Genomic DNA, 20,243 nt, shown 5'->3' with positions numbered 1-20,243 from the left:
CTGCGGCATCCGCAGGGTCCAACACGTCACGGGCGGACTACGCCTGGGCAAAACAAGACTTGGAGAAACGTCCCATGGTTGCGTCCAGCGCAATTCCCGTCAGCGATTCGGCCACACGGCCGATGAGCGCCGGCGAGAAGAAAGTCATTCTCGCCTCATCCCTCGGTACCGTGTTCGAGTGGTACGATTTCTATCTCTACGGATCGCTCGCGACGATCATCGGGGCACAGTTCTTCTCGGCCTACCCGGAAGCGACCCGCAACATCTTCGCGCTGCTGGCCTTCGCGGCGGGCTTCCTGGTCCGGCCCTTCGGCGCCCTGGTGTTCGGTCGCCTCGGCGACATGGTCGGACGCAAGCACACCTTCCTGATCACCATCCTGATCATGGGCATTTCGACCTTCATGGTCGGCCTGCTGCCGTCCTATGACACGCTGAACGCCTACGGCATCGGCTGGGTCGCTCCCGTGACCCTGCTCGCCCTGCGCATGCTCCAGGGCCTCGCGCTCGGTGGCGAGTATGGCGGCGCCGCCGTCTACGTGGCCGAGCACGCCCCCCGCGGCCGTCGCGGCTTCTACACCGCCTTCATCCAGACCACGGCGACGCTGGGCCTGTTGCTGTCGCTGGTGATCATCCTGTCGACGCAGGGCTACGTGAACGGCGCCTACGCGCCGACCGTCACGACGGCCGCCGACGGCACCCAGACCACCATCACGGCCTTCCAGGCCTGGGGCTGGCGCATCCCGTTCCTCGTCTCCTGCGTCCTGCTCGGCATCTCGGTCTGGATCCGCATGCAGATGAACGAGAGCCCGGCCTTCAAGAAGATGAAGGAAGAGGGCACCCACTCGAAGGCGCCGCTCTCGGAGGCCTTCGGCCAGTGGCGCAACGCCAAGTGGGCGCTGCTGGCGCTGCTCGGCCTCACCGCCGGTCAGGCCGTGGTCTGGTACGCCGGGCAGTTCTACGCCCTGTTCTTCCTGCAGAGCATCCTCAAGGTCGACCAGTTCACCGCCAACGTGCTGATCGCCTGGTCGCTGCTTCTCGCCACCGGCGGCTTCCTGTTCTTCGGCGCGCTCTCCGATAAGATCGGGCGCAAGCCGGTGATCCTCGGCGGCTGCCTGATCGCGGCGCTGACCTACTTCCCGCTGTTCGAGCAGCTCACCGCCAACGCCAACCCGGCCCTCTACCAGGCGCAGTCCACGGTCCCGGTGGTGGTCAAGACCAACCCGGATGCGTGCTCGTTCCAGTTCAATCCGGTCGGCACCGCCAAGTTCACCAAGGAGTGCGACGTCGCCAAGGCGCTGCTCGCCCGCTCAGCCGTGAACTACACCACGGAGCCGGTCGCCGCCGGTGCGCCGACCATCGTGACCATCGCGGGCAAGGACTTCCCGGTGGCCGATCCGGCCTTCGCCAAGGCGGTCCCGGCCGCCCTGACGGCCGCCGGCTACCCGGCGCCCGCCGGCAACGCCACCATCGTGAAGGTGGCCAACCCGATCGACATCTTCACGGGCCAGAAGCTCATCGTCATCGGCATCCTGACGATCCTCGTCCTCTACGTGACGATGGTCTACGGCCCGATCGCGGCGGCCCTGGTGGAGCTGTTCCCCACCCGTATCCGCTACACCTCGATGTCCCTGCCCTATCACATCGGCAACGGCTGGTTCGGCGGCCTTCTGCCGGCCACCTCGTTCGCCATCGTGGCCCAGACCGGCAACATCTATAACGGCCTGTGGTACCCGATCGCGATCGCCGCGATGACCTTCGTCATCGGCCTCCTGTTCATCCCGGAGACCAAGGATCGCGACATCTTCACCTACGACGAGAACCCGGTTCGTTGATCGCCGGGTTCTGAGGAAGGCCCCGCCACCCGGCGGGGCCTTTTTTCGTTCAGGCGGCCTGCGGCGTCGGCGTCGTCAGGAAGTCGGTGATCAGGAGGGCGTGGTCCTCGACGCTCTGGCGCGCATACGCCATGGCGAAATCCGCGATCGCCTCGTCGAAGGCCGAGCCCTTGCCGAGATAGCCGGCGATCATCACGGCGTCGCCCGACCGGGCATGGGCGCGGGCGAGCGTGGTGCCGCAGAGCTGGGCGTAGGCCTTGGCCCCGCTCTCGGACAGGATCTCGCCGACGGCCGAGAGCTTCCGGTTCTTGAGCTGGCGCACGTAGTAGGAGCGACCGCTCGCCTCGGACTGCGCGGTGCCGAGGAAAAGGTCGCTCGCCGCCTGCATGATCCGCTGGCCGTCGATCACCCGCTGGCCCTCGGAGACGATCGAGAACGGCTTCAGGGCGAGCTGCCCGATCACGGAGGGCCGGGCCTCCTTGATCTGCAGGAACAGCGGCGCGCCATCGGCATCGGCATAGATGCCGACCGCGCAGACGAGGCCGACAGAGCCGATCCCCACGACCTTGAAGGCGACGTCGCGACGGGCGTAGCGCGAGACCAGGGTCCAGCGATCGGCGCTCAGGGCGTCGGGATAGGCCTGGATTGCCGCTTCGGCGTCCTGCACGGCCTCGGTCAGCCCGTCCGGACCCTCGTGGAAGATCGTCCGATCCTTGTCGGCGATGCGCCAATCGGCCGGGTTCTGGCGATCCGGCTCGGAGGCCAGCTTGGGGGTGTCGCCGCGGCTCAGGCCGTCGGCATTCTCCATCGAGGCTTCCGCGAGCAGGCGCCGGCACAGGTCGCCGTCCCCGAAACGTCCGACCTCACGGTCGATATCGATGCGGCTGTGCCAGATCGCCAGCGGCGACAGGTTGGACAGGTCGCGCATGTGCTCGCGATAGGCGCAGGCACTGGCCTTCGCAGCCTTGCGGGCCTTCTCCACGCCGCGCGGAAGGGCCGCCAGGGCCACGCTGGCGGCGAGGCGCTTCACATCGACGGTGAAATCGACGTTCCAGAGGGTCTCGTCGAAGTCGTTGATGTCGAACAGGGTCTGCCCCTCGGGGCTGCGGTACACGCCGAAATTGCCGACATGGCAATCGCCGCAGGCCTGGACCGGAATACCCGGGACCGACACGCCCTCGAGATCGGCGGCCATCACGGCCGCCGCCCCGCGCAGGTACGCGAAGGCATTGTCCCGCATCCGTTCGTAGCGCAGGGGGATCAGGCTCGGCAGCCGACCGGCGTCGCCTGCCCGCAGCACCGCCAGCGGATCACGCTGCGGCGTGGGCTGCCACTGGCCGTGGGATTCCCGGGACACGTGCTCGCGCAGGCGCTTGCCGGCCGCGCGGCGCTCCTCGCGGCTGGACAGGATGGGCATGTGGGTCATAGGAGGCCTCGTCGATGCGGCGGGCGTGGGCGCCCGGCCGTGTTCCGGTGGCAGGTGCGCTGCCGATCGTCAGTGCCGGAAATGGCGGTGACCCGTGAAGACCATGGCGAGGCCGGCCTCGTCGGCGGCCTTGATCACGTCGGCGTCGCGCATCGAGCCGCCGGGCTGGATGATGGCCGTGGCGCCGGCCTCGGCCGCCGCGATCAGCCCGTCCGCAAAGGGAAAGAACGCGTCGGAGGCCACCACCGAAGCCTTGGCCAGGCTCTCGGCGGCGCCGATGCGACTGGCGCCCTCGGCGGCCTTCCAGGCGGCGATGCGAGAGGAATCGACCCGCGACATCTGTCCGGCGCCGATGCCGACGGTGGCGCCGTCGCGCACGTACACGATGGCGTTCGACTTCACGTGCTTGGCGACCCGATAGGCGAAGCGCAGGTCGGCATATTCCCGGTCGGTGGGTGCGCGCTTCGTGACCACCTGGAGCGGCATGTCGTCGACCACGGCGGAATCACGCGCCTGGACGAGCAGCCCGCCCGAGACCGTCTTCACGGTCTCGCCGCCGCCGCGCGGGTCGGGCAGCCCATCGGCCAGCAGCAGGCGCAGGTTCTTCTTGGCGGCCACGATCGCGACCGCCTCCTCGGTCGCGTCCGGGGCGATGATCACCTCGGTGAAGATCTCGACGATCCTGCGGGCCGCGTCGGCGTCGAGCGTCCGGTTCAGGGCGACGATGCCGCCGAAGGCCGAGGTCGGATCGCAGGCGAGCGCGCGCTCGTAGGCTTCCAGGAGGCTGGCCCCCTCGGCCACGCCGCACGGATTGGCATGCTTGATGATCGCCACCGCCGCCGACCGCGCCGGTTCGAACTCGGCCACGCATTCGTAGGCCGCATCGGTGTCGTTGAGGTTGTTGTAGGACAGTTCCTTGCCCTGAAGCTGGCGGGCGGTGGCGACGCCGGGCCGGGCCGGGCCGGGCATGCGGTAGAAGGCGGCGCTCTGGTGCGGGTTCTCGCCGTAGCGCAGCGACTGGGCCAGGGTCCCGCCGAAGGCGCGGAAGACCGGCGTCGTCTCCGTCTCGATCTGGCTGCCGAGCCAATTGGCGATGGCGGCGTCGTAGGCGGCGGTCCGCGCATAGGCCTTCTGAGCGAGGCGGCGGCGGGTGCGCTCGCTCAAGGCGCCGCCCTGCGCCGCGAGTTCGCCGAGAAGGTCGCCGTAATCGGCGACGTCGACCACGACCGCGACGTCGGCATGGTTCTTCGAGGCGGCGCGAATCATCGCCGGGCCGCCGATGTCGATGTTCTCGACGCAGGCGTCGTAGTCGGCGCCCTGCGCCACGGTGGCCTCGAAGGGGTAGAGATTGACCACCAGCAGGTCGATGGCGCGGATGCCGTGGGCGGCGAGCGCGGCCTGGTGTTCCGGGTTGTCGCGCACCGCCAGCAGTCCGCCATGGACGCCGGGATGAAGCGTCTTCACCCGCCCGTCCATCATCTCGGGAAAGCCGGTCAGTTCGGCGACTTCCGTGACGGGGAGTCCGGCCGCCCGCAGGGCCTTGTGGGTGCCGCCGGTCGAGACGAGTTCGATCCCGAGTCGGTCGAGGGCCGTGGCGAACGCGACGAGGCCGTCCTTGTCCGAGACGGAGAGAAGCGCGCGGGTAACCCGCACCTGATCGTGCGACATGGCATTTCGTCCGAGGCAATCGACGGTGGAACCTGCGCCGCGCCTACCACGGATTTGTGCGCTGCGGCCAGACGCCTCGTCAGCCTTCGCGGGCGGGCGCCCTGGCGAAGCCCCACCGGACCCGGGTGTCCTCCGTCACCGAGACATAGAGCACGATCTGGTCGGTGCGCCGTGCCCCGGTGAGACCGGCGAAGTAGACGCTCTCTTCCAGGGCGACCTGCGCGCCCTCGGCTCCGAAGTGCCAGATTTCGCCGATCGGCGAGGTGAGTTCGAGCCGGCCGTCGTCGAGGCCGCGGGCCGCGATGGCCGGGTGGAGATGGAAGCGCACCGCCACCTCCTGCGGCCGGTGCCGGGCCTTGCCTGACCGGGCCTTGCCAGACCGGACTTTGCCAGACCGGACTTTGCCGCGCCGGGTCGGCTGGGGCCGCACGAAGGCGTCCTCCCCGTCGAGCAGGTGGCCGTTGCTGGTCAGGCGCCAGCGCCGCTCGTGAATGATGCCGTGGTCGCCGGCATAGCCGTCGTGGCGGGCCGCCAGGATCGTGGCGCCGGGCTCGGTCGTCCGCTCCGCCTTCACGTCGCGGGGGCCGCGCAGGATCACCGGGCCGATACGCCGCGAGAGCCAGGTCACGGCCCAGCGCTCGTACCAGGCCCCGCCCCCGACCAGAAAGCGGCAGGAGGAGGTGTCGGCCACCGTGGCGGTGGAATGGGCGGCGGTGCTGCGGGCGAGGCGGCGCAGTTCCGGGCCGCTCGCCGGCAGGCCGCAATTGACCACGATGCGCTGCGGGCCGCTCGACATCTCGAACGACAGGCAGCCGGCCCCGGCATTGATCGAATCGGGCAGCGGAGGCGGCGCGCCGACATCGGTCACGACCAGCACCCGCCCGCCTTCGAGGCGCTCGTAGCCGGAATTCGGCGCGTGCATCATCGGCTGGGCCAGGGCGCCGTCATAGACCAGGAGCGTGGCGAGGTGGTCGGCCGCCGTCGCGCCCATGCCGTTGAAGTGGCTGAGCGAGGCATCCGGGTGGCGCAGCAGGCGCAGCAGCGGCAGCATCCGGTCGATGGCGTGCAGCAGCGCCACCGGTGGGTCGACGCTGCGGGAGAGGAAGCTCTGGCGCAGGGGGAGCAGGTCCAGCAGCAATTCCATGGCGAAGCGCGGGTCGCGGCTGCGATGGCCGCCGTCGCGCAGGATCTGCCGGTCGAGTTCGCGCACCAGGATGCGCGTGGCCCGACGCAGGATCGGCTGGATGCCCTCGCAGCACAGGCCCGCGTAGCAGAGGGCGACGGCGGCCAGAAGCCGGGATTGTGGAGAGATGCCGCGGCGCAGATCGCCCTCGAGGTCGCGGGCGGCCTTGCCGAGGCTCTTGAGAAACGCCTGGTAGAAGGCGTGGTCCGCACCCTCCAGGACGAGGGGCGATTGACACAGAAACGAGATCAGCCGCCGGGCCGCGACCGGGGTCGGACGGGCGAACGTCGCATCGCCGCGTCCGGCGATAAAATCGGCCACGAAGGCGCGGGCATTGGCCCGGGCCAAAGCGGTGTCGGCGGCCCTGAGGTGGCGCAGCCATCCGAAGCCGTAGAGGATGTCGGCCCATTCCGGCGAGGGCGGCGCGTAGTCGAAGGGCGAGCGGCCGCTGACCGAGAGCGAGCGACCGGCGAAGACGAAAAGGCCGGCATAGATGTCGTCGGCGAAGGTGGCGTCACTGGTGCGCAGATCGTGCGGGGCGATGACCAATCCGGTCACGCGGGCGCGGCTGAGGATATCGGGCCGGCCGGTGAGGCGTGCATAGGTGTTGCGCACCGAGCCCGCGATTTCGCGTCCGATCAGCCGATAGAACCGCCAGCGATCAGCCCCCCAACGCACGCAGTCTCCTCTTTCAACGTAACGCCTGCGAACCGGCGCCGCGCCGAGTCTTGTTCAGGTCGAGTCCGATCCAGGTCGGATCTTGCCGTTTCGGATCTTGCCGGCTTCTCTTCCGATCGAGCCCCGTCCGGTCCTGGCTAGGCCGTGCGCCTTAACCTTCGGTTAACCTCAAGTCACTGGCCCCGTCCATGCGAAGGCTCATTCGGTCGGCGTTTCCGCCAGCCGGCGGACGGGCTTCGCCGCGCGGGCATCGGCCGTCTTCAGGGCCTTCCAACTGTTGGGCTGGGCCACGAAGGCGCGCAGGGCGGCGGTGTTGGCGGCGGCCTCGTCGGGCGAGAGATCCTGGCGCGCCACGGTTTCCGCATCGGCGAACTTGCCTTGAAGGCCGAGCACCAAGGCGAGGTTCTGGCGAACCCGCACGTCGGCGCGCGGCTGGGCGGCGGCCCGCCGCAGGGTCGCTTCCGCCTGGGGCAGCTGACGGCCGAGCGCGTAGGAGAGCCCGAGATTGGACAGGATGACCGGGTCGTCCGGCTGGATCTTCAGGGCCGCCTCGTAGAAGGCCTGAGCGCGGGCGTTGTCGCCGAGCTGGTCGGCCACGGCGCCCTGCGCCGAGAGCACCCGCCAATCGGGCCGGGCGGGCGTATGGGCGTTCTGCAGGACGTCCGATGCCTCTTGGAAGCGGCCGACTTCCGAGAGGCTCTTGCCGTAGGCTGCCAGCACCGCGGTGTTCTTGGGGTTGCGCAGGGCCGCCTGCTGCAGCACCGCGACGGCCTGGGGCTTCTGGTCGGTGGCCCGCAGGGCCTGCGCGTAGCGCAGCGCGAGGCGCAGATCGTTCTGGTCCCCGGCGTATTTCTCGCCCAGGCTCTCGACCTCGCGGCGGCTGATCACCGCCGGGTTCTGCGCCCGGCCGAAGCCCGGCAGCGAGAGGCCCCCGATGGAGCCGGTGGTCTCGGGCGAGCGGGACTGGCATCCCGCCGCGAGGGCGGCCACCAGGACCGCCACGGCCAGCCGGGCCGGCCGGATGCGAGAGGACTTCAACAGCGGCGTGACCATGGCGCGCTCCGCGACGACCCCTCGGGTCTGGACGTGACCGGCGGAACGCTTCGCGCCGCCGTAGAGCCGGTGATAGAGCGTTAACCCTAACCCGCCGTTAATCCCCCGGCGGTCCGTTTCCTGCCTGTGCGAGAGCCATGAGCCAGACCCTGTCCCGCCTCGTCCGCGAGGCCGCCGATGCCGTGCCGATCACCTGCGTCACCCGGGAATCCTGGCCCGGGATCGAGGCGGCGCTCCCCGCCCCGCAGGCGGCTTACGCGCGCGCGACCGACTTCAGCCCGAAGGCCGGGTGCCTCGCCCTCCTCCCCGATGCGGAGGGTCGAGTGGCCGCGGTTCTCTTCGGCCTCGGTGACGATGCGGACCCACTTCTCGCAGGCAAGCTCCCCGGCCTCCTGCCCCCCGGCACCTACCGGTTCAGCCCGACGCAGAACTCCGTCGTGCAGGGCTCCGTCGTGCAGGGCTCCGACGTGCAGAACTCCGACGTGCAGGGCTCCGAGCTGCGTGGGTTCGACGTGCAGGGTGCGACCCTGGCCTGGCTGCTCGGGAGCTACCGCTTCGGACGCTACCGGGCTGCGGGTGCCGAGCGCCCTGCCCTCGCGGTGTCCGAGGGCGTCGATGCCGAGGCGGTGACCCGCATCGCCGAGGCCGTGGCCCGTGGCCGCGACCTCGTGAACACTCCCGCCAACGACCTCGGCCCGGCCGAGATCGAGGCCGCGATCCGCGCTGTCGCGGACCGTCACGGCGCCGCCGTCACGGTGGTGATGGGAGAGGATCTGGCGCGGGACTTTCCCCTCGTACACGTCGTCGGCGCCTCGTCGCCGCGTGCGCCGCGCCTGATCGACCTGACCTGGGGGCCGGTCGATGCGCCTCGGGTCACCCTGGTGGGCAAGGGCGTCGCCTTCGACACCGGCGGCCTCGACATCAAGCCGTCGAGCGCCATGCTGCTGATGAAGAAGGACATGGGCGGCAGTGCCGCCGCGCTCGCGGCCGCCGAGATGGTGATGGGGTCCGGGCTGAACCTGCGCCTGCGCCTGATCGTCCCGGCCGTCGAGAATGCCGTGTCGGGAACCGCGTTTCGACCGGGTGACGTGATCCGCAGCCGCGCCGGCCTCACGGTCGAGATCGGCAACACCGACGCCGAAGGCCGCCTCATCCTGGCCGATGCGCTGGCGCTGGCCGATGCGGAGAAGCCCGACCTGCTGATCGACTTCGCCACCCTGACGGGGGCGGCCCGGACGGCGCTCGGCCCCGACCTGCCCGCCTTCTTCACCGAGGACGAGGCTTTGGCGCAATCCGTGGCCGAGGCTGGAGCGGCGGTGGCCGATCCGGTCTGGCGCCTGCCGCTGCACAAGCCCTATGCGAGCCTGCTCGATTCCAAGATCGCGGACCTGAACAACGTGTCCGGCGGCCCCTTCGCGGGGGCGATCACCGCCGCTCTTTTCCTGCGCCGCTTCGCGCCCGCGACGCGGGCGCATGTCCATTTCGATCTCTACGGCTGGAATCCGTCGACCAAGCCGGGACGCCCGGAGGGGGGCGAGGTCCAGACGGCGCGTCTGGTCCACACCCTGCTGTCGCGGCGCTACCCCCGGGCGTAAGCCTGGGTCACACCCCCAGCATCGCCTTCTCCGACTCGTAGGCGGCGCGCACCGGAGCGGCTCCGTAGATCCGCTCCAGGCGCCGCACGGTGAAGTGGGCGCGGGCGGTGGACTGGAAATGGTCCATGAAGGCGGCATTCACGGCTGCGCCGCCGAAGGCCCCCAGGATCGGCACGGCCTGAGCCGCCACCTTCTGCGAGACGACGAGGCCGAAGCGCGCGGCGATCTGGGTCGAGAACCGGATCAGGGCCGGGGCCGCCTCGTCGAGCAGCGCCCGGTTGCCGGCGTAGCGGGCGGCTTCCACCATGGTCTTGGCGAGCGCGGCGCGGACCGCGAAGTAGCCGCTCTCGGTGAGCGCGCTTCCGGCGGCCTCGCGTCCGCCGAGGGCGAAGACCTGGACGCAGGCGAGCGCGTTTTCCGGGTCGCTCAGGTCCTCGCCCTCCTCCTGGGCGATCTGGGCGATCGACCGCAGCATCAGGGTGGTCGAGAGGGGCAGTTCCACCGCCAGGGTAGCGAGGCCGAAGGCGCCGCCGACCGCACCCGAGGCCGCCGCCATGGCCTTGTGGCCGAACGTGCTCGACGGAAGGTACTTGGCGAGACGCGTCACCGTGCGCATCGCGGCGGACGGCTCGGCGACCGGACCTTCGAGAAGGGCTTCGGCGCTCGCCGCCAGCGGACCCTCCCGGCCCGCCGCAACGGGCGCCGCAACGTGCGCCGGAAGCGTCGCCAGCGCGACCTTGAGGGAGGCCCGCATCGCACTCTCGGTCGCCTGCGACACCGCGTCGGTCACCGGTGCGGGCAGCGCCCGTCCGATGAAGTCGAGGGGCGCGCCGGCGATCCCCGAGAGGCGGGCGGCGAGGCCGGGTTTCTCCAGGGCCTCGACCGCCCGGCGCAGGGCTGCGCGGTCGGCGTCGCTGAGCGGCGGTGCGCCGGGGGCGATGGCGGGTGCGGTGGTGTTGTCGTCGACGAGTTTGATGTTGCTCACGTCTGCGGTCTCATCCGTGTGCCGGGCGGGGACGTTCGGGACGACCCGTCCCAGGTTGGTCGGTGCCGGTGGAAGCAAGCTCGGGGCCTCGGAGTTGGTTCCCGCCGATCTCGTCGCCGGCCGCGGCCTCCGGGCGGACGGGATCGCGCGCCGGCGCGACCGACGAGGAGGCATAGGATCACCACCGGAATGCCGACGGCGGCCGTGAAGGCGAAGAACACCGGGTAGCCGTAGGCCGAGACGATGAAACCGGAGCTTCCGGCGATGAGCTTGCCCGGCAGCGCGTAGAGCGAGGAGAACAGGGCGTATTGCGTTGCGGCGAAGCCCGGCGCGGTCAGGCTCGACATGTAGGCGATCAGCGCCATGCCGGCGAAGGAGCCGCAGAAATTGTCGATCGAGATCGCCGCCGTCAGGCGCCATACCTCGGGGCCGCCGAAGGAGAGCCACGAGAAGGCGAGGTTGGAGGCTGCGCCCAGGAAAGCCCCGACCACGAGGGTGGGAAACAGCCCGAACCGGGTCATCGCCCACCCGCCGACGAAGGCGCCGGCGATGCCGATCCAGATGCCGTAGAGCTTCGAGACGGCGCCGATCTCCACCAGACTGAACCCCACCTCCCGGTACAGGGGGCTCGCCATCACGCCGGAGATGAAGTCCGGTAGGCGATAGAAGGCGACGAGCAGCAGGACGGCCCACAGACTGGCGCCGAACCGGGTGTGCAGCTCCGTCAGCGGTTCGAGGACCGCGCCCCGGAAGGTCCAGACCTTGAGGGGAGCCGCCGTGGTCGTGACGGCGCGGTCGTAGGCCGGTGCCAGCAGGGCCGCGATCATGCCAACGCCCATCAGGGCCGCCATCGACAGGTAGGCCACGGGCCAGCCGTAGGCGCTGGCGATGAACAGGGCGCCGGCTCCGGCCGACATCAGGGCAAGGCGGTAGCCGAGGTTCGAGGTCGCGGCCATCACGCCCTGCAGGTCGGTGCCGGCGGCGTCGATGCGCCAGCCGTCGATCACCACGTCCTGCGTCGCGGCACAGAAGGCGACGAGGAATGCCCCGAGGCCGAGCAGCGCGAGGCTGGTGCCCGGATCGGCGAAGGCCATCAGCGTCAGCGCCAGGGCCACGGCACACTGACTCGCGATCATCCAGGCACGCCGCCGCCCGAGGGCGCGGCTCAGGACGGGAACGTCGAACCGGTCGATGATCGGCGCCCAGAAGAACTTCAGCGTGTAGGGAAGCGCCAGGTAGCTGAACAGGCCGATGGCCTTGATGTCCACGTTGGAATAGGCGAGCCGTGTCGAGAAGGTGCCGAGCACCAGCAGCAGCGGCAACCCCGAGGAGAAGCCCAGGGCCAGCATCAGCAGGATACGCGGGTCCTCGATGATGTCCTTCAGGCGAAGGCGGCTCCGAGCACCCCGCACGTCGCTTTGAGCCATGACATGGAACTCCTGAGGTCCGAACGGCTTGATGCCCGCATACTGAGCAGGCCTCGTCGCCGGCCCGATCGTCGGGCCGGCGACGAGGATGTCGGCCGTTTACGGCCGATTACCGTCCACAACATGCCTTCCGAATTCTTAACGCGAGGTCTCGCATCTTCCTGTTAGCGGTCTGCCAGCCCTCCGGGGGTTCAGCGATCCAGGTGTTGACGGCGGGGCATCCCGGCAGTTCAAGTCTGGGTTCGCCTCCGGAAGGACGTGCGACGGATCGGCGTCCAGGTCTACAACGGGTGTTTCGTCTTGGCTGAAGCCGATCATGACGCATAGGGAAACGCCGGTCACCAGGGCACGCGGTCTCGGAGTCAATGCGGGCGCGTTCGTGGCGGCCTTCACCGCGAGTCCGACGCCCATGGTCCTCACCGATCCGCGACAGGCGGATAATCCCATCGTCTGGGCGAACGACGCGTTCCTGGCCCTGACCGGGTACGAGTGGGACGAGATCGATGGCCGGAACTGCCGGATGCTGCAGGGGCCCGAAACCGATCCGCGCGCGATCAGGCGCTTGCGCGAGGCCGTGACGGCCGGTCGCCCGCTCGAGGTCGAACTCGTCAATTACCGCAAGGACGGGTCCTCGTTCTGGAACGGGATGACCGTCGCGCCGGTCCATGACGAGACCGGCCGGATCGTGCATTTCTATTCGGCCCAGGCCGACATGACGGGCAAGCACCGTCACGAAGTCGCGATGAGGGATGCCCACGACGAACTCGAGCGGCGCGTCGGCGAGCAGACGGCCGACCTCAGGGCCGCGTTGGAACAGAAGACGGCGCTGCTCCACGAGGTCGACCATCGCGTCAAGAACAACCTCCAGGTGATCTCGTCGCTGATGCTGCTGAAGGCACGGCGCACGCCGCAGGGCGAAGCCCGCGACGCGCTGCAGGGGATGGCCGAGCGCATCGGCGCCCTGTCGACGGTCCACCGGATGCTCTACTCCACCGGCGACGTGACGAAGTTCGACCTTCGGGAATTCGCGGAGGATTTCGTCTCGGAACTCGTCGCCGGTCTCGACACCGACCGCACCGCCGTGAGTGCGGAGATCGACTCGATCGCGGTCTCGGCCGCCATGGCGGCGCCCCTCGCGCTGATGATGCACGAGCTTGCGACCAACGCCGTGCGCCACGCCTTTCCGGGTAGCCGGCCGGGTCGGATCACGATCACGGCGCAGCGCAGCGCGGGCGGCCTGCGCATGCTGATCGAGGACGATGGGATCGGCATGGCCAGTGGGACGCCGAATCCTGCCGGCTTCGGCCGATCCCTGGTGGAGATGGTGGTGCGCCAGCTGCGCGGGGTGATTGCCTGGAGCGACGTCTCGCCCGGCACCCGTGTGGAGATCACCGTGCCCCTGGATGCCATCTCGCTGCAGAGCGTGATGTCCGATCGCGCCGCCGAGCCGGATTGGGCCTCCCGATGACCGATATCCCCCTCCGCATCCTCGTCGTCGAGGACGAGGCGCTGATCGCCCTCGAACTCGAGTGCCTTCTCGACGATCTCGGTCATGTCATCGTCGGGGTGGCGGGGAGTTCGGTGGAGGCGATCGCGCTGGGGCAGTCGACGGCTCCCGACGTGGCCTTCGTCGACATCCATCTCGTCGATGGCCCGACCGGAGTGGACGTCGCCCGGGCTCTCAGCGCCGATCCCCACACGACGGTGGTGTTCATGACGGCGAACGCCAAGCGCATCCCGGACGACTTCGCCGGCGCGGTCGGCGTGATCGCCAAGCCCTATTCGGAACGGGTGGTTGCCGGCGCTCTGCGGTATGTGGCCGACCGGCGCGCCGGCCTCGAGGCCACGGTCGAAGGGTTGGACGGGTTTCGCCTGGCGGCGCGCGAGGCGCTCGATCGGCATCCGCTCATCCGCTGAGCGGGCGCCTACCGGCTTCCAGCTGCGGCCGCGCCCGTGGCCATGTTGCGGCGCGACTCGGCCTGACTGCTGACTTCCCCGTAGAACTTGGTGGCGTCCCCGAGCTGGATCGAGGGCTGACAGTTCGGGGTGCAGGAATAGGATTCGCGCTCCAGACCCCGCTGCACCGTGATCACGGAGGCCTGCGGCGCCTGAACGCTGATCGTGGATTCGGCCAGCATGGTCCCGGCGGCATCGAGGGCGATCAGGTTGGTGCTGCCGAAGCTCTTGCCGGTCAGGATGAGGACGCCGTTCTTCTGGAGCGCCACGTCGGCGACCATCGGGTTCCCGACGATCACCATCTGGGTCTTCTCCGGAAGACGCATGACCTTGGCGTTGTCGACGGTGACCGCTACCACGGTCGGAACCGCGACCGCGTCCTGGGCTCGGGCGTCGCCGCATCCGAAGATCCCGTAAGCCGCGACCAGAAGCGCGCTGATGCACCGGACAGGGATCTGGGTGGGATTCATGGACAGCGGCATCGGATGCTCACTCGGACCTGATGGCACGACGCATGTCGTGATCGTTCTCCGCGTCCGAGGACGGACCCCGTCGCCGCGAGTGAGCCGATATCAACCACGGACACGGTAAACAAACCGATAAATTACCATTCGACAGCAACGTCGAAAGCTCAGGATACCCACGGTAAATTTGTCTCGAATCGATGAAGCATCGGCGGGCTGTCATCAAGGTGCATTCGAACAAAGCGAATGTCGAAAGGCCATCCTATTGCCTTAAGGATTGTTTCACCATGGTGAGAACCGCTCAGCCGGGTGCCAGTTTCACCGGCCGATTTAACGCTATCGCAACAGGGTCTGGGCATAGTGGGGCCGTGGCCGAGGATGACGCTGAGAGCGTGACCGGCACAGCTACTTCCAGGGGAACTTTGCCATGTCGTCCATCTTCAAGCGTTTCGCAGCCGACGAGTCCGGCGCCACCGCCATCGAGTACGGCCTGATCGCGTCGCTGATCGCCGTTGCGATCATCACCGCCCTGACCACCCTCGGCACCAAGCTGTCCTCCACCCTGACCAGAGTCGCTAACAACCTGAACGCCTCCTAATCCCCGAGCGCAGGTCGGACGCATCCGGCAACGATAAGTCGCCAAAATCCTTGGATAGCACCATATCTTACGCATCGACGGCTTCGAGGAGCATTGCGGACAACCCGCAATGTTCCTCGCTCCGTTTAGGGTCGACTTAAGACTTCATGGCCATGATTGTGCCGCGGCTTCATTGAACGGCCCGGGATGCAAACACGATGACCAGCATCAGTCTCCTCGTTATCTTCCCGTTTCTGATGGCTTATGCCGCCGTCAGGGACCTGTTGACGATGCTAATCCCCAACACCGTCTCGATCGCCCTGGTCGTCGCCTTCGCGGCCTTCGCCGTTTCCGGTGGATTGGGGTGGGACGTCGTCGCGTGGCACCTCGGCGCCGGATTGGCAGCGCTCGCGGTCACCTTCACGCTGTTTGCCCTTGGCTATATCGGCGGTGGCGATGCCAAGCTCGTCGCCGCCACGGCGCTGTGGATCGGCTTCGATCAGCTTGGCGACTATCTCATCATCGCGTCGCTGGCCGGGGGGGCACTGACGCTGGGCCTGCTGGCGATCCGGGCGCATCCGCTTCCGTTTGCGGTCGCCCGGCTGCCTTTCGCGCTGCATCTGCACGACGCCAAAACCGGTGTCCCCTACGGCATCGCCCTGGCGCTGTCGGCCCTGATCGTGCTGCCCGATACCGCGATCTGGCTGCGGATGCTGCCGGCCTGATCGGTCCCAATAGGCCAAGCAAAAGGCTTAGCTGAAATTACCACTTGTTAACCGTAATTTGAGGAATGGCGGGCCATTCTCGACCAATACGGCGTCCTGCCGTTCCGGGGTCGAGTTCGGCGATGAAACCAGCCAGACTAGCCGTCCTTGCCATTGCCCTCTTGGCAGGTGGCGGAGCGGCATTGTTGATCAGTGGGGACGATCAACCGGCGGTGCAGCCGGCGGCCGTCGTTCCGCCGCCCGTCGTCGCCATGACCGACGTGCTCGTCGCGGCCGCCGAGCTTCCCATGGGCCAGAATATCCAGGCGCCTGACCTGCGCTGGCAGCCCTGGCCGAGCGAGGCCGTCACCACGGGCTACATCACCCGCGAGAACGCCCCGAAGGGCATGGAGGAGATCGTCGGCTCCATCGCCCGGTCGAGTTTCCTCGCCGGCGAACCGATCCGGCCGCAGAAGCTCGCCCGCTCCGATGGCGGGTTCATGGCGGCGATCCTGCCGACCGGGATGCGCGCGGTGGCGATCAACATCGACACAGCGGGCAGCAACACCGCCGGCGGGTTCATCCTGCCGAACGATCACGTGGACATCATCCGGACCTATCGCGACGAGGATTCCGCGCGCGGGACCACCGACACGCAGCTGTCCGAAACCCTGCTCCAGGATGTCCGCGTCCTCGCCATCGGGCAGCTGGTGCAGGAAAAGAACGGCAACACCGTCGTCACCGGCCAGACCGCGACCCTGGCGCTGACCCCGGGCCAGGCCGAGACCGTGACCCTGGCGCAGAAGGTCGGGCAATTGTCGCTGTCCCTCCGCAGCCTCGTGGATAGCGGCCGCTCCGCCGACGCGAACGTCGATGGACGCCCCGAGACGGCCCTGACCGTGGTGCGGTTCGGCGTCGCGAAGCAGCAGTCGCGACGCTGAGATCGGCGCCCGCACCATGATCGAGGAAGCGTCGATGACCCTCATTCCCCAGCCAGCCGCGGGCCGTTCCCGAATTCAGGCTGGAATCCTGGCCGGGCTTCTCGCCCTGTCGGTGCCGACGCCGAGCGTCGCTCAACCATCGGGCGGTCTGACGGCCGCCCCCGTTCTGGCGGTCGGCGGCAACGAAACGGCGACCTCGCGCCGGGTCGATCTCACCATGGGCCGCTCGCTGGTCGTCGACCTCCCGCGCGACGCCAAGGAGGTCTTCGTCGCCAATCCGAAGGTCGCCAACGCGGTCGTCCGCTCGACCCGCAAGGTGTTCATCATCGGGATGGAGAACGGCGCGACCTCGATCTTCATCATGGATGCCGAGGGCCGGCAGATCACCGCCCTCGACGTCACGGTCGCGCGCGACCTCAACGTCCTGCGTCAGACGCTGAACCAGAGCATCGCCGGAGGACGCTTCGATGTCCGGGCCGCGGGCGATTCGGTCGTCCTGACCGGCACGGTCAACTCGGCCTCGGAGGCGGCGCAGGCCCTCGACATCGCCAATGCCTTCGTGGGCATCTCGGGTACCGGACCGGCCGCACGCGGGGCCGTCATCAACAACCTGACGATCCGCGGCAAGGATCAGGTGATGCTGCGCGTCACGGTGGTCGAGGTCTCGCGGACGGTGCTGAAGCAGTTCGGCGTCAACTTGAGCGGTGGATGGTCCGGTCTCAACCTCGCCAACACGACGCCCCTCGCCATCAATGGCGGCCAGTTCCCCAACGGCAACCTGCTGTCCGGCACGATCAACGGCGCCGGCGGCGCGAACCTGACCGCCACCCTGCGGGCCTTCGAGCAGGCCGGCGTCTCCCGCGTCCTGGCCGAGCCCACGCTGACGGCGATTTCCGGCGAATCCGCCACCTTCACCGCCGGCGGGCAGATCCCGGTGCCGTCCAACCTGAGCTGCACCACCATCGGGACCAGCACGGTGCAGTCCTGTGTCCCGAGCCTGTCCTACAAGGACTACGGCGTCAGCCTGAACTTCACCCCCGTCGTCCTGGCGGAGAACAAGATCTCGGTGCGGGTCGGAACCCAGGTGACCGAGATCGACCAGCAGAACGCCCTGAACCTCAATTTCACCGGCACCACGACGGCGGTGCCGGGCTTCACCGTCCGCAAGTCCGAAACCACCATTGAGCTCGCCTCCGGCGCCACCATGATGACCGCCGGCCTGATCCAGCAGCGCAACAAGGCCGCGATCACGGGCCTGCCGGGCTTGGTCAACCTCCCCGTCATCGGCGCCCTGTTCCGCTCGCGCGATTACCAGCGCCAGGAGACGGAACTGATGATCATGGTCACGCCCTACATCGCCAAGCCGATGGAGCCGCGCCAGATCGCCCGCCCGGATGACGGCTTCGTCGATGCGCAGGACGCGCAGGCGATCCTACTCGGGCGCTTCAACCGGCTCTATGGCGTCGCGGGCGCGAAGCCCCTCGGCACCGCCTATCGCGGCCGCGTCGGCTTCATCACCGACTAGGCCCGCGCCGCACGGGCTCAGAGTCCCGCTTCGAGATCTCTTCAGAATCTCCGCGTCCGAACCCCATAGCGCCGCGGCCCCGGCATCAGCAGGACCCGACCCCGATGTCCCACTCGTCCCCCCGTACCCCGATGGCTCTCGCAGCGATCGCGGGTCTTGCCGCGCTGCTCGGAGCCTGCCGCGCCAATCCGGTGGCGACCACGGGCTCGCTCTATCCGGTCGATTACCGCGCCCGGCACCCCATCGCCCTCACCGAGGGGGTCCGCACCCTCGACGTCTTCGTCACCGGGACCGGCCATCTCGATCCGCGCCAGGCCGCCGACGTCGATGCGTTCCTGCTCGAGTTTCGGCGCTACGGCCGGGGGACTCTGGTGCTCGACCTGCCGGGCGGCATCGCCCCGGCCCAGGGGGCGGCGGTCGAGCGGACGGCCGCGGCCCTGCGCCGGATGGGCGCGGATGGCGGCGTCCCGGGCCGGCAGATCGTGATCTCCCACTACGCCGTGGCCAACCCGAACCTCGCCTCGCCCCTGCGTCTCAGCTTCCAGCGCATGGAGGCGAAGGTTGCCAGCCAATGCGGGACCTGGCCGCAGGATCTCGGCGTCGGCGATGCGCCCTTCAACGGACGCAACGAAACCTACTGGAATTTCGGGTGCGCCTCGCAGTCGAACTTCGCCGCCCAGGTCGCAGACCCCGTCGACCTCGTCCGGGCCCGGCCCGAGGGGCGCATCGACACCATCCGGCGGACCAACGACATCGGCAAGATCCGGGACGGCAAGGATCCGTCAATCGAATGGCGTCAGGATGGGAAGACCTCGGTCAAGTCGCAGGTCTCGCAATAACCGCAAGGGGCGGGTGGCCCGGCGCCACCCTCTAAGTTACCCGCCACGTCGCTCATCACGTCATCCGCCTTCGCTCCCGCCTCTGCACCAACCTGAACCGGAACCACCCTCATGACGGATCTGAACGAGACGTCCGAGCGCATCATCGCCCCCGTGCCCCGCATCACGATCCAGGCGTTCTGCGAGACGCAGGAGAGTGCGACCCTGGTCGAATCGGTCGGCTTGGATCGACGCATGAACAAGGCGCACATCAAGGTTCAGATGGGGGGCGGCGCCGCCGCCGTCGAAGCCTACCGCCACGCGCCGACGCCGAACGTCATCGTCATCGAAACCCAGGGCATGAAATCGCGCCCGCTCGAGTACCTCGATTCACTGGCGGAGGTCTGTGACGAGGGAACGAAGGTCGTGGTCATCGGCCACGTCAACGACGTGGCGCTCTATCGGCAGTTCATCCAGCGCGGCGTCAGCGAATACCTGATGGCGCCCGTGCGCCCGATCGATCTGATCCAGGCCATCTCGGACCTCTTCACCGCTCCGGGTGCCAAGCCGGTGGGGCGGACGGTCGCCGTCGTCGGCGCCAAGGGTGGCGTCGGCGTGTCCACCCTCGCCCACAACCTCGCCTGGACGATCGCCCGCGAGCAGGACACCGCCACCGTCATCGCCGATCTGGACATCGCCTTCGGCACGGCGAGCCTGAACTTCAACCAGGACCCGCCCCAGGGCATCGCCGAGGCGGTGTTCGCCCCGGACCGTCTCGATTCGATTCTTCTCGACCGCCTCCTCTCGAAGTGCAGCGACCGGCTGTCCCTGCTGGCAGCGCCGGCCACCCTCGACCGGACCACCGATCTGGGCGAGCCGGCGTTCGACCACCTGCTCGACCTTCTGCGGGCCGCGGTGCCGTGCGTCGTCCTCGACGTGCCGCATCAATGGACCGCCTGGTCGCGGCGCCTGATGATCAGCGCCGACGAGATCATCATCGTCGCCAGCCCGGAACTCGCGGCCCTGCGCAACACCAAGAACCTGCTCACCCTGCTTCAGCAGAACCGGCCGAACGACCGCAAGCCCCGGGTCATCCTCAACGGCGTCGGCGTTCCGAAGCGCCCGGAGATCGCCCTGGCGGAGTTCGCCAAGTCCCTCGATACGACGATCGGCGCCGCGATCCCGTTCGACGCGGCCCTCTTCGGAACGGCCGCGAATAACGGCCAGATGATCGGCGAGGTGCAGGCCGGCTCGAAGGCGGCGGAAATCTTCTCTTCCCTCGCCGCCTCGATCACCGGCCGGGCGGAGCTGAAGCGCGCGCGTCCGAACCTGTTCGAGCCCCTGCTGTCCCGGCTCGCCCGGCGCAAGGCCTCCTGATGCGCCATCTGTCGTCCAAGGACCCGATCCTTAA

17 protein-coding genes are annotated in these 20,243 nt (G+C 68.7%); 10 read left to right on the top strand and 7 right to left on the bottom strand.

Annotated features, from left to right (window positions below; genetic code table 11):
* Window positions 1-74: 74 nt before the first annotated feature.
* Window positions 75-1,832: an MFS transporter gene (locus ACV7NL_RS12075; protein ID WP_056185946.1), complete on the top strand. Its 1,758-nt coding sequence runs from the start codon at window positions 75-77 to the stop codon at window positions 1,830-1,832.
* A gap of 49 nt (window positions 1,833-1,881) precedes the next feature.
* Here the strand turns inward: ACV7NL_RS12075 and ACV7NL_RS12070 are convergent, their stop codons facing one another.
* From ACV7NL_RS12070 to ACV7NL_RS12055, 4 genes are all read right to left on the bottom strand, one after another.
* A complete protein-coding gene (locus ACV7NL_RS12070) occupies window positions 1,882-3,258 on the bottom strand; it encodes a DUF2252 domain-containing protein (RefSeq protein ID WP_463355800.1) in 1,377 nt (458 codons plus the stop codon).
* A gap of 69 nt (window positions 3,259-3,327) precedes the next feature.
* The gene (purH, locus tag ACV7NL_RS12065) at window positions 3,328-4,926 is read right to left on the bottom strand and encodes a bifunctional phosphoribosylaminoimidazolecarboxamide formyltransferase/IMP cyclohydrolase (RefSeq protein WP_463355799.1); all 1,599 of its coding nucleotides are present in this window, start codon (window positions 4,924-4,926) and stop codon (window positions 3,328-3,330) included.
* A gap of 79 nt (window positions 4,927-5,005) precedes the next feature.
* Window positions 5,006-6,787, bottom strand: a complete 1,782-nt coding sequence (locus ACV7NL_RS12060; protein ID WP_463355798.1) for a heparinase II/III family protein — start codon at window positions 6,785-6,787, stop codon at window positions 5,006-5,008.
* A 198-nt stretch (window positions 6,788-6,985) separates the two neighbouring features.
* On the bottom strand, window positions 6,986-7,840 hold the full coding sequence (locus ACV7NL_RS12055; protein WP_463355797.1) for a tetratricopeptide repeat protein: 855 nt from the start codon (window positions 7,838-7,840) through the stop codon (window positions 6,986-6,988).
* 137 nt (window positions 7,841-7,977) lie between these two features.
* Here ACV7NL_RS12055 and ACV7NL_RS12050 point away from each other — a divergent pair, with 137 nt between their 5' ends.
* A complete protein-coding gene (locus tag ACV7NL_RS12050) occupies window positions 7,978-9,435 on the top strand; it encodes a leucyl aminopeptidase family protein (protein WP_463355796.1) in 1,458 nt (485 codons plus the stop codon).
* Between the two features lie 7 nt (window positions 9,436-9,442).
* Here the strand turns inward: ACV7NL_RS12050 and ACV7NL_RS12045 are convergent, their stop codons facing one another.
* Both ACV7NL_RS12045 and ACV7NL_RS12040 read right to left on the bottom strand, forming a co-directional pair.
* Window positions 9,443-10,420: an EcsC family protein gene (locus tag ACV7NL_RS12045; RefSeq protein ID WP_056480227.1), complete on the bottom strand. Its 978-nt coding sequence runs from the start codon at window positions 10,418-10,420 to the stop codon at window positions 9,443-9,445.
* Window positions 10,417-11,847, bottom strand: a complete 1,431-nt coding sequence (locus tag ACV7NL_RS12040) for an AmpG family muropeptide MFS transporter (protein ID WP_463355795.1) — start codon at window positions 11,845-11,847, stop codon at window positions 10,417-10,419. The genes ACV7NL_RS12045 and ACV7NL_RS12040 overlap by 4 nt, the downstream gene beginning before the upstream one ends.
* 316 nt (window positions 11,848-12,163) lie before the next feature.
* Here ACV7NL_RS12040 and ACV7NL_RS12035 point away from each other — a divergent pair, with 316 nt between their 5' ends.
* Both ACV7NL_RS12035 and ACV7NL_RS12030 read left to right on the top strand, forming a co-directional pair.
* Window positions 12,164-13,315, top strand: coding sequence for a PAS domain-containing protein (locus ACV7NL_RS12035; RefSeq protein WP_056479721.1), 1,152 nt, complete (start codon window positions 12,164-12,166; stop codon window positions 13,313-13,315).
* Entirely contained in the window at window positions 13,312-13,764 is a 453-nt protein-coding gene (locus tag ACV7NL_RS12030; protein WP_463355794.1) for a response regulator, read from the top strand. Before ACV7NL_RS12035 ends, ACV7NL_RS12030 begins: the two co-directional genes overlap by 4 nt.
* A gap of 8 nt (window positions 13,765-13,772) precedes the next feature.
* On the opposite strand, the gene ACV7NL_RS12025 is transcribed toward ACV7NL_RS12030, so the two are convergent.
* On the bottom strand, window positions 13,773-14,273 hold the full coding sequence (locus ACV7NL_RS12025) for a pilus assembly protein N-terminal domain-containing protein (protein ID WP_463355793.1): 501 nt from the start codon (window positions 14,271-14,273) through the stop codon (window positions 13,773-13,775).
* Between the two features lie 421 nt (window positions 14,274-14,694).
* Here ACV7NL_RS12025 and ACV7NL_RS12020 point away from each other — a divergent pair, with 421 nt between their 5' ends.
* The 6 genes from ACV7NL_RS12020 to ACV7NL_RS11995 all read left to right on the top strand — a co-directional run bounded on the left by ACV7NL_RS12020 (window position 14,695) and on the right by ACV7NL_RS11995 (window position 20,209).
* Window positions 14,695-14,865, top strand: a complete 171-nt coding sequence (locus ACV7NL_RS12020) for a Flp family type IVb pilin (RefSeq protein ID WP_463355792.1) — start codon at window positions 14,695-14,697, stop codon at window positions 14,863-14,865.
* Between the two features lie 197 nt (window positions 14,866-15,062).
* On the top strand, window positions 15,063-15,569 hold the full coding sequence (locus tag ACV7NL_RS12015; RefSeq protein WP_463355791.1) for an A24 family peptidase: 507 nt from the start codon (window positions 15,063-15,065) through the stop codon (window positions 15,567-15,569).
* A gap of 122 nt (window positions 15,570-15,691) precedes the next feature.
* Entirely contained in the window at window positions 15,692-16,489 is a 798-nt protein-coding gene (gene cpaB, locus ACV7NL_RS12010) for a Flp pilus assembly protein CpaB (protein WP_463355790.1), read from the top strand.
* Window positions 16,490-16,523: 34 nt separating this feature from the next.
* Window positions 16,524-18,014, top strand: coding sequence for a type II and III secretion system protein family protein (locus tag ACV7NL_RS12005; protein ID WP_463355789.1), 1,491 nt, complete (start codon window positions 16,524-16,526; stop codon window positions 18,012-18,014).
* A gap of 104 nt (window positions 18,015-18,118) precedes the next feature.
* The gene (locus tag ACV7NL_RS12000; RefSeq protein ID WP_056185985.1) at window positions 18,119-18,853 is read left to right on the top strand and encodes a CpaD family pilus assembly protein; all 735 of its coding nucleotides are present in this window, start codon (window positions 18,119-18,121) and stop codon (window positions 18,851-18,853) included.
* Between the two features lie 111 nt (window positions 18,854-18,964).
* Window positions 18,965-20,209 (top strand): AAA family ATPase, encoded by a 1,245-nt coding sequence (locus tag ACV7NL_RS11995; protein ID WP_247634617.1) that lies wholly within the window; start codon window positions 18,965-18,967, stop codon window positions 20,207-20,209.
* Window positions 20,210-20,243: the final 34 nt, after the last annotated feature.

Source organism: Methylobacterium sp. Ger2507 (assembly GCF_055231875.1).
Note: the sequence above shows the minus strand (reverse complement) of the source record. Positions and strands in the feature narration are given on the sequence as shown.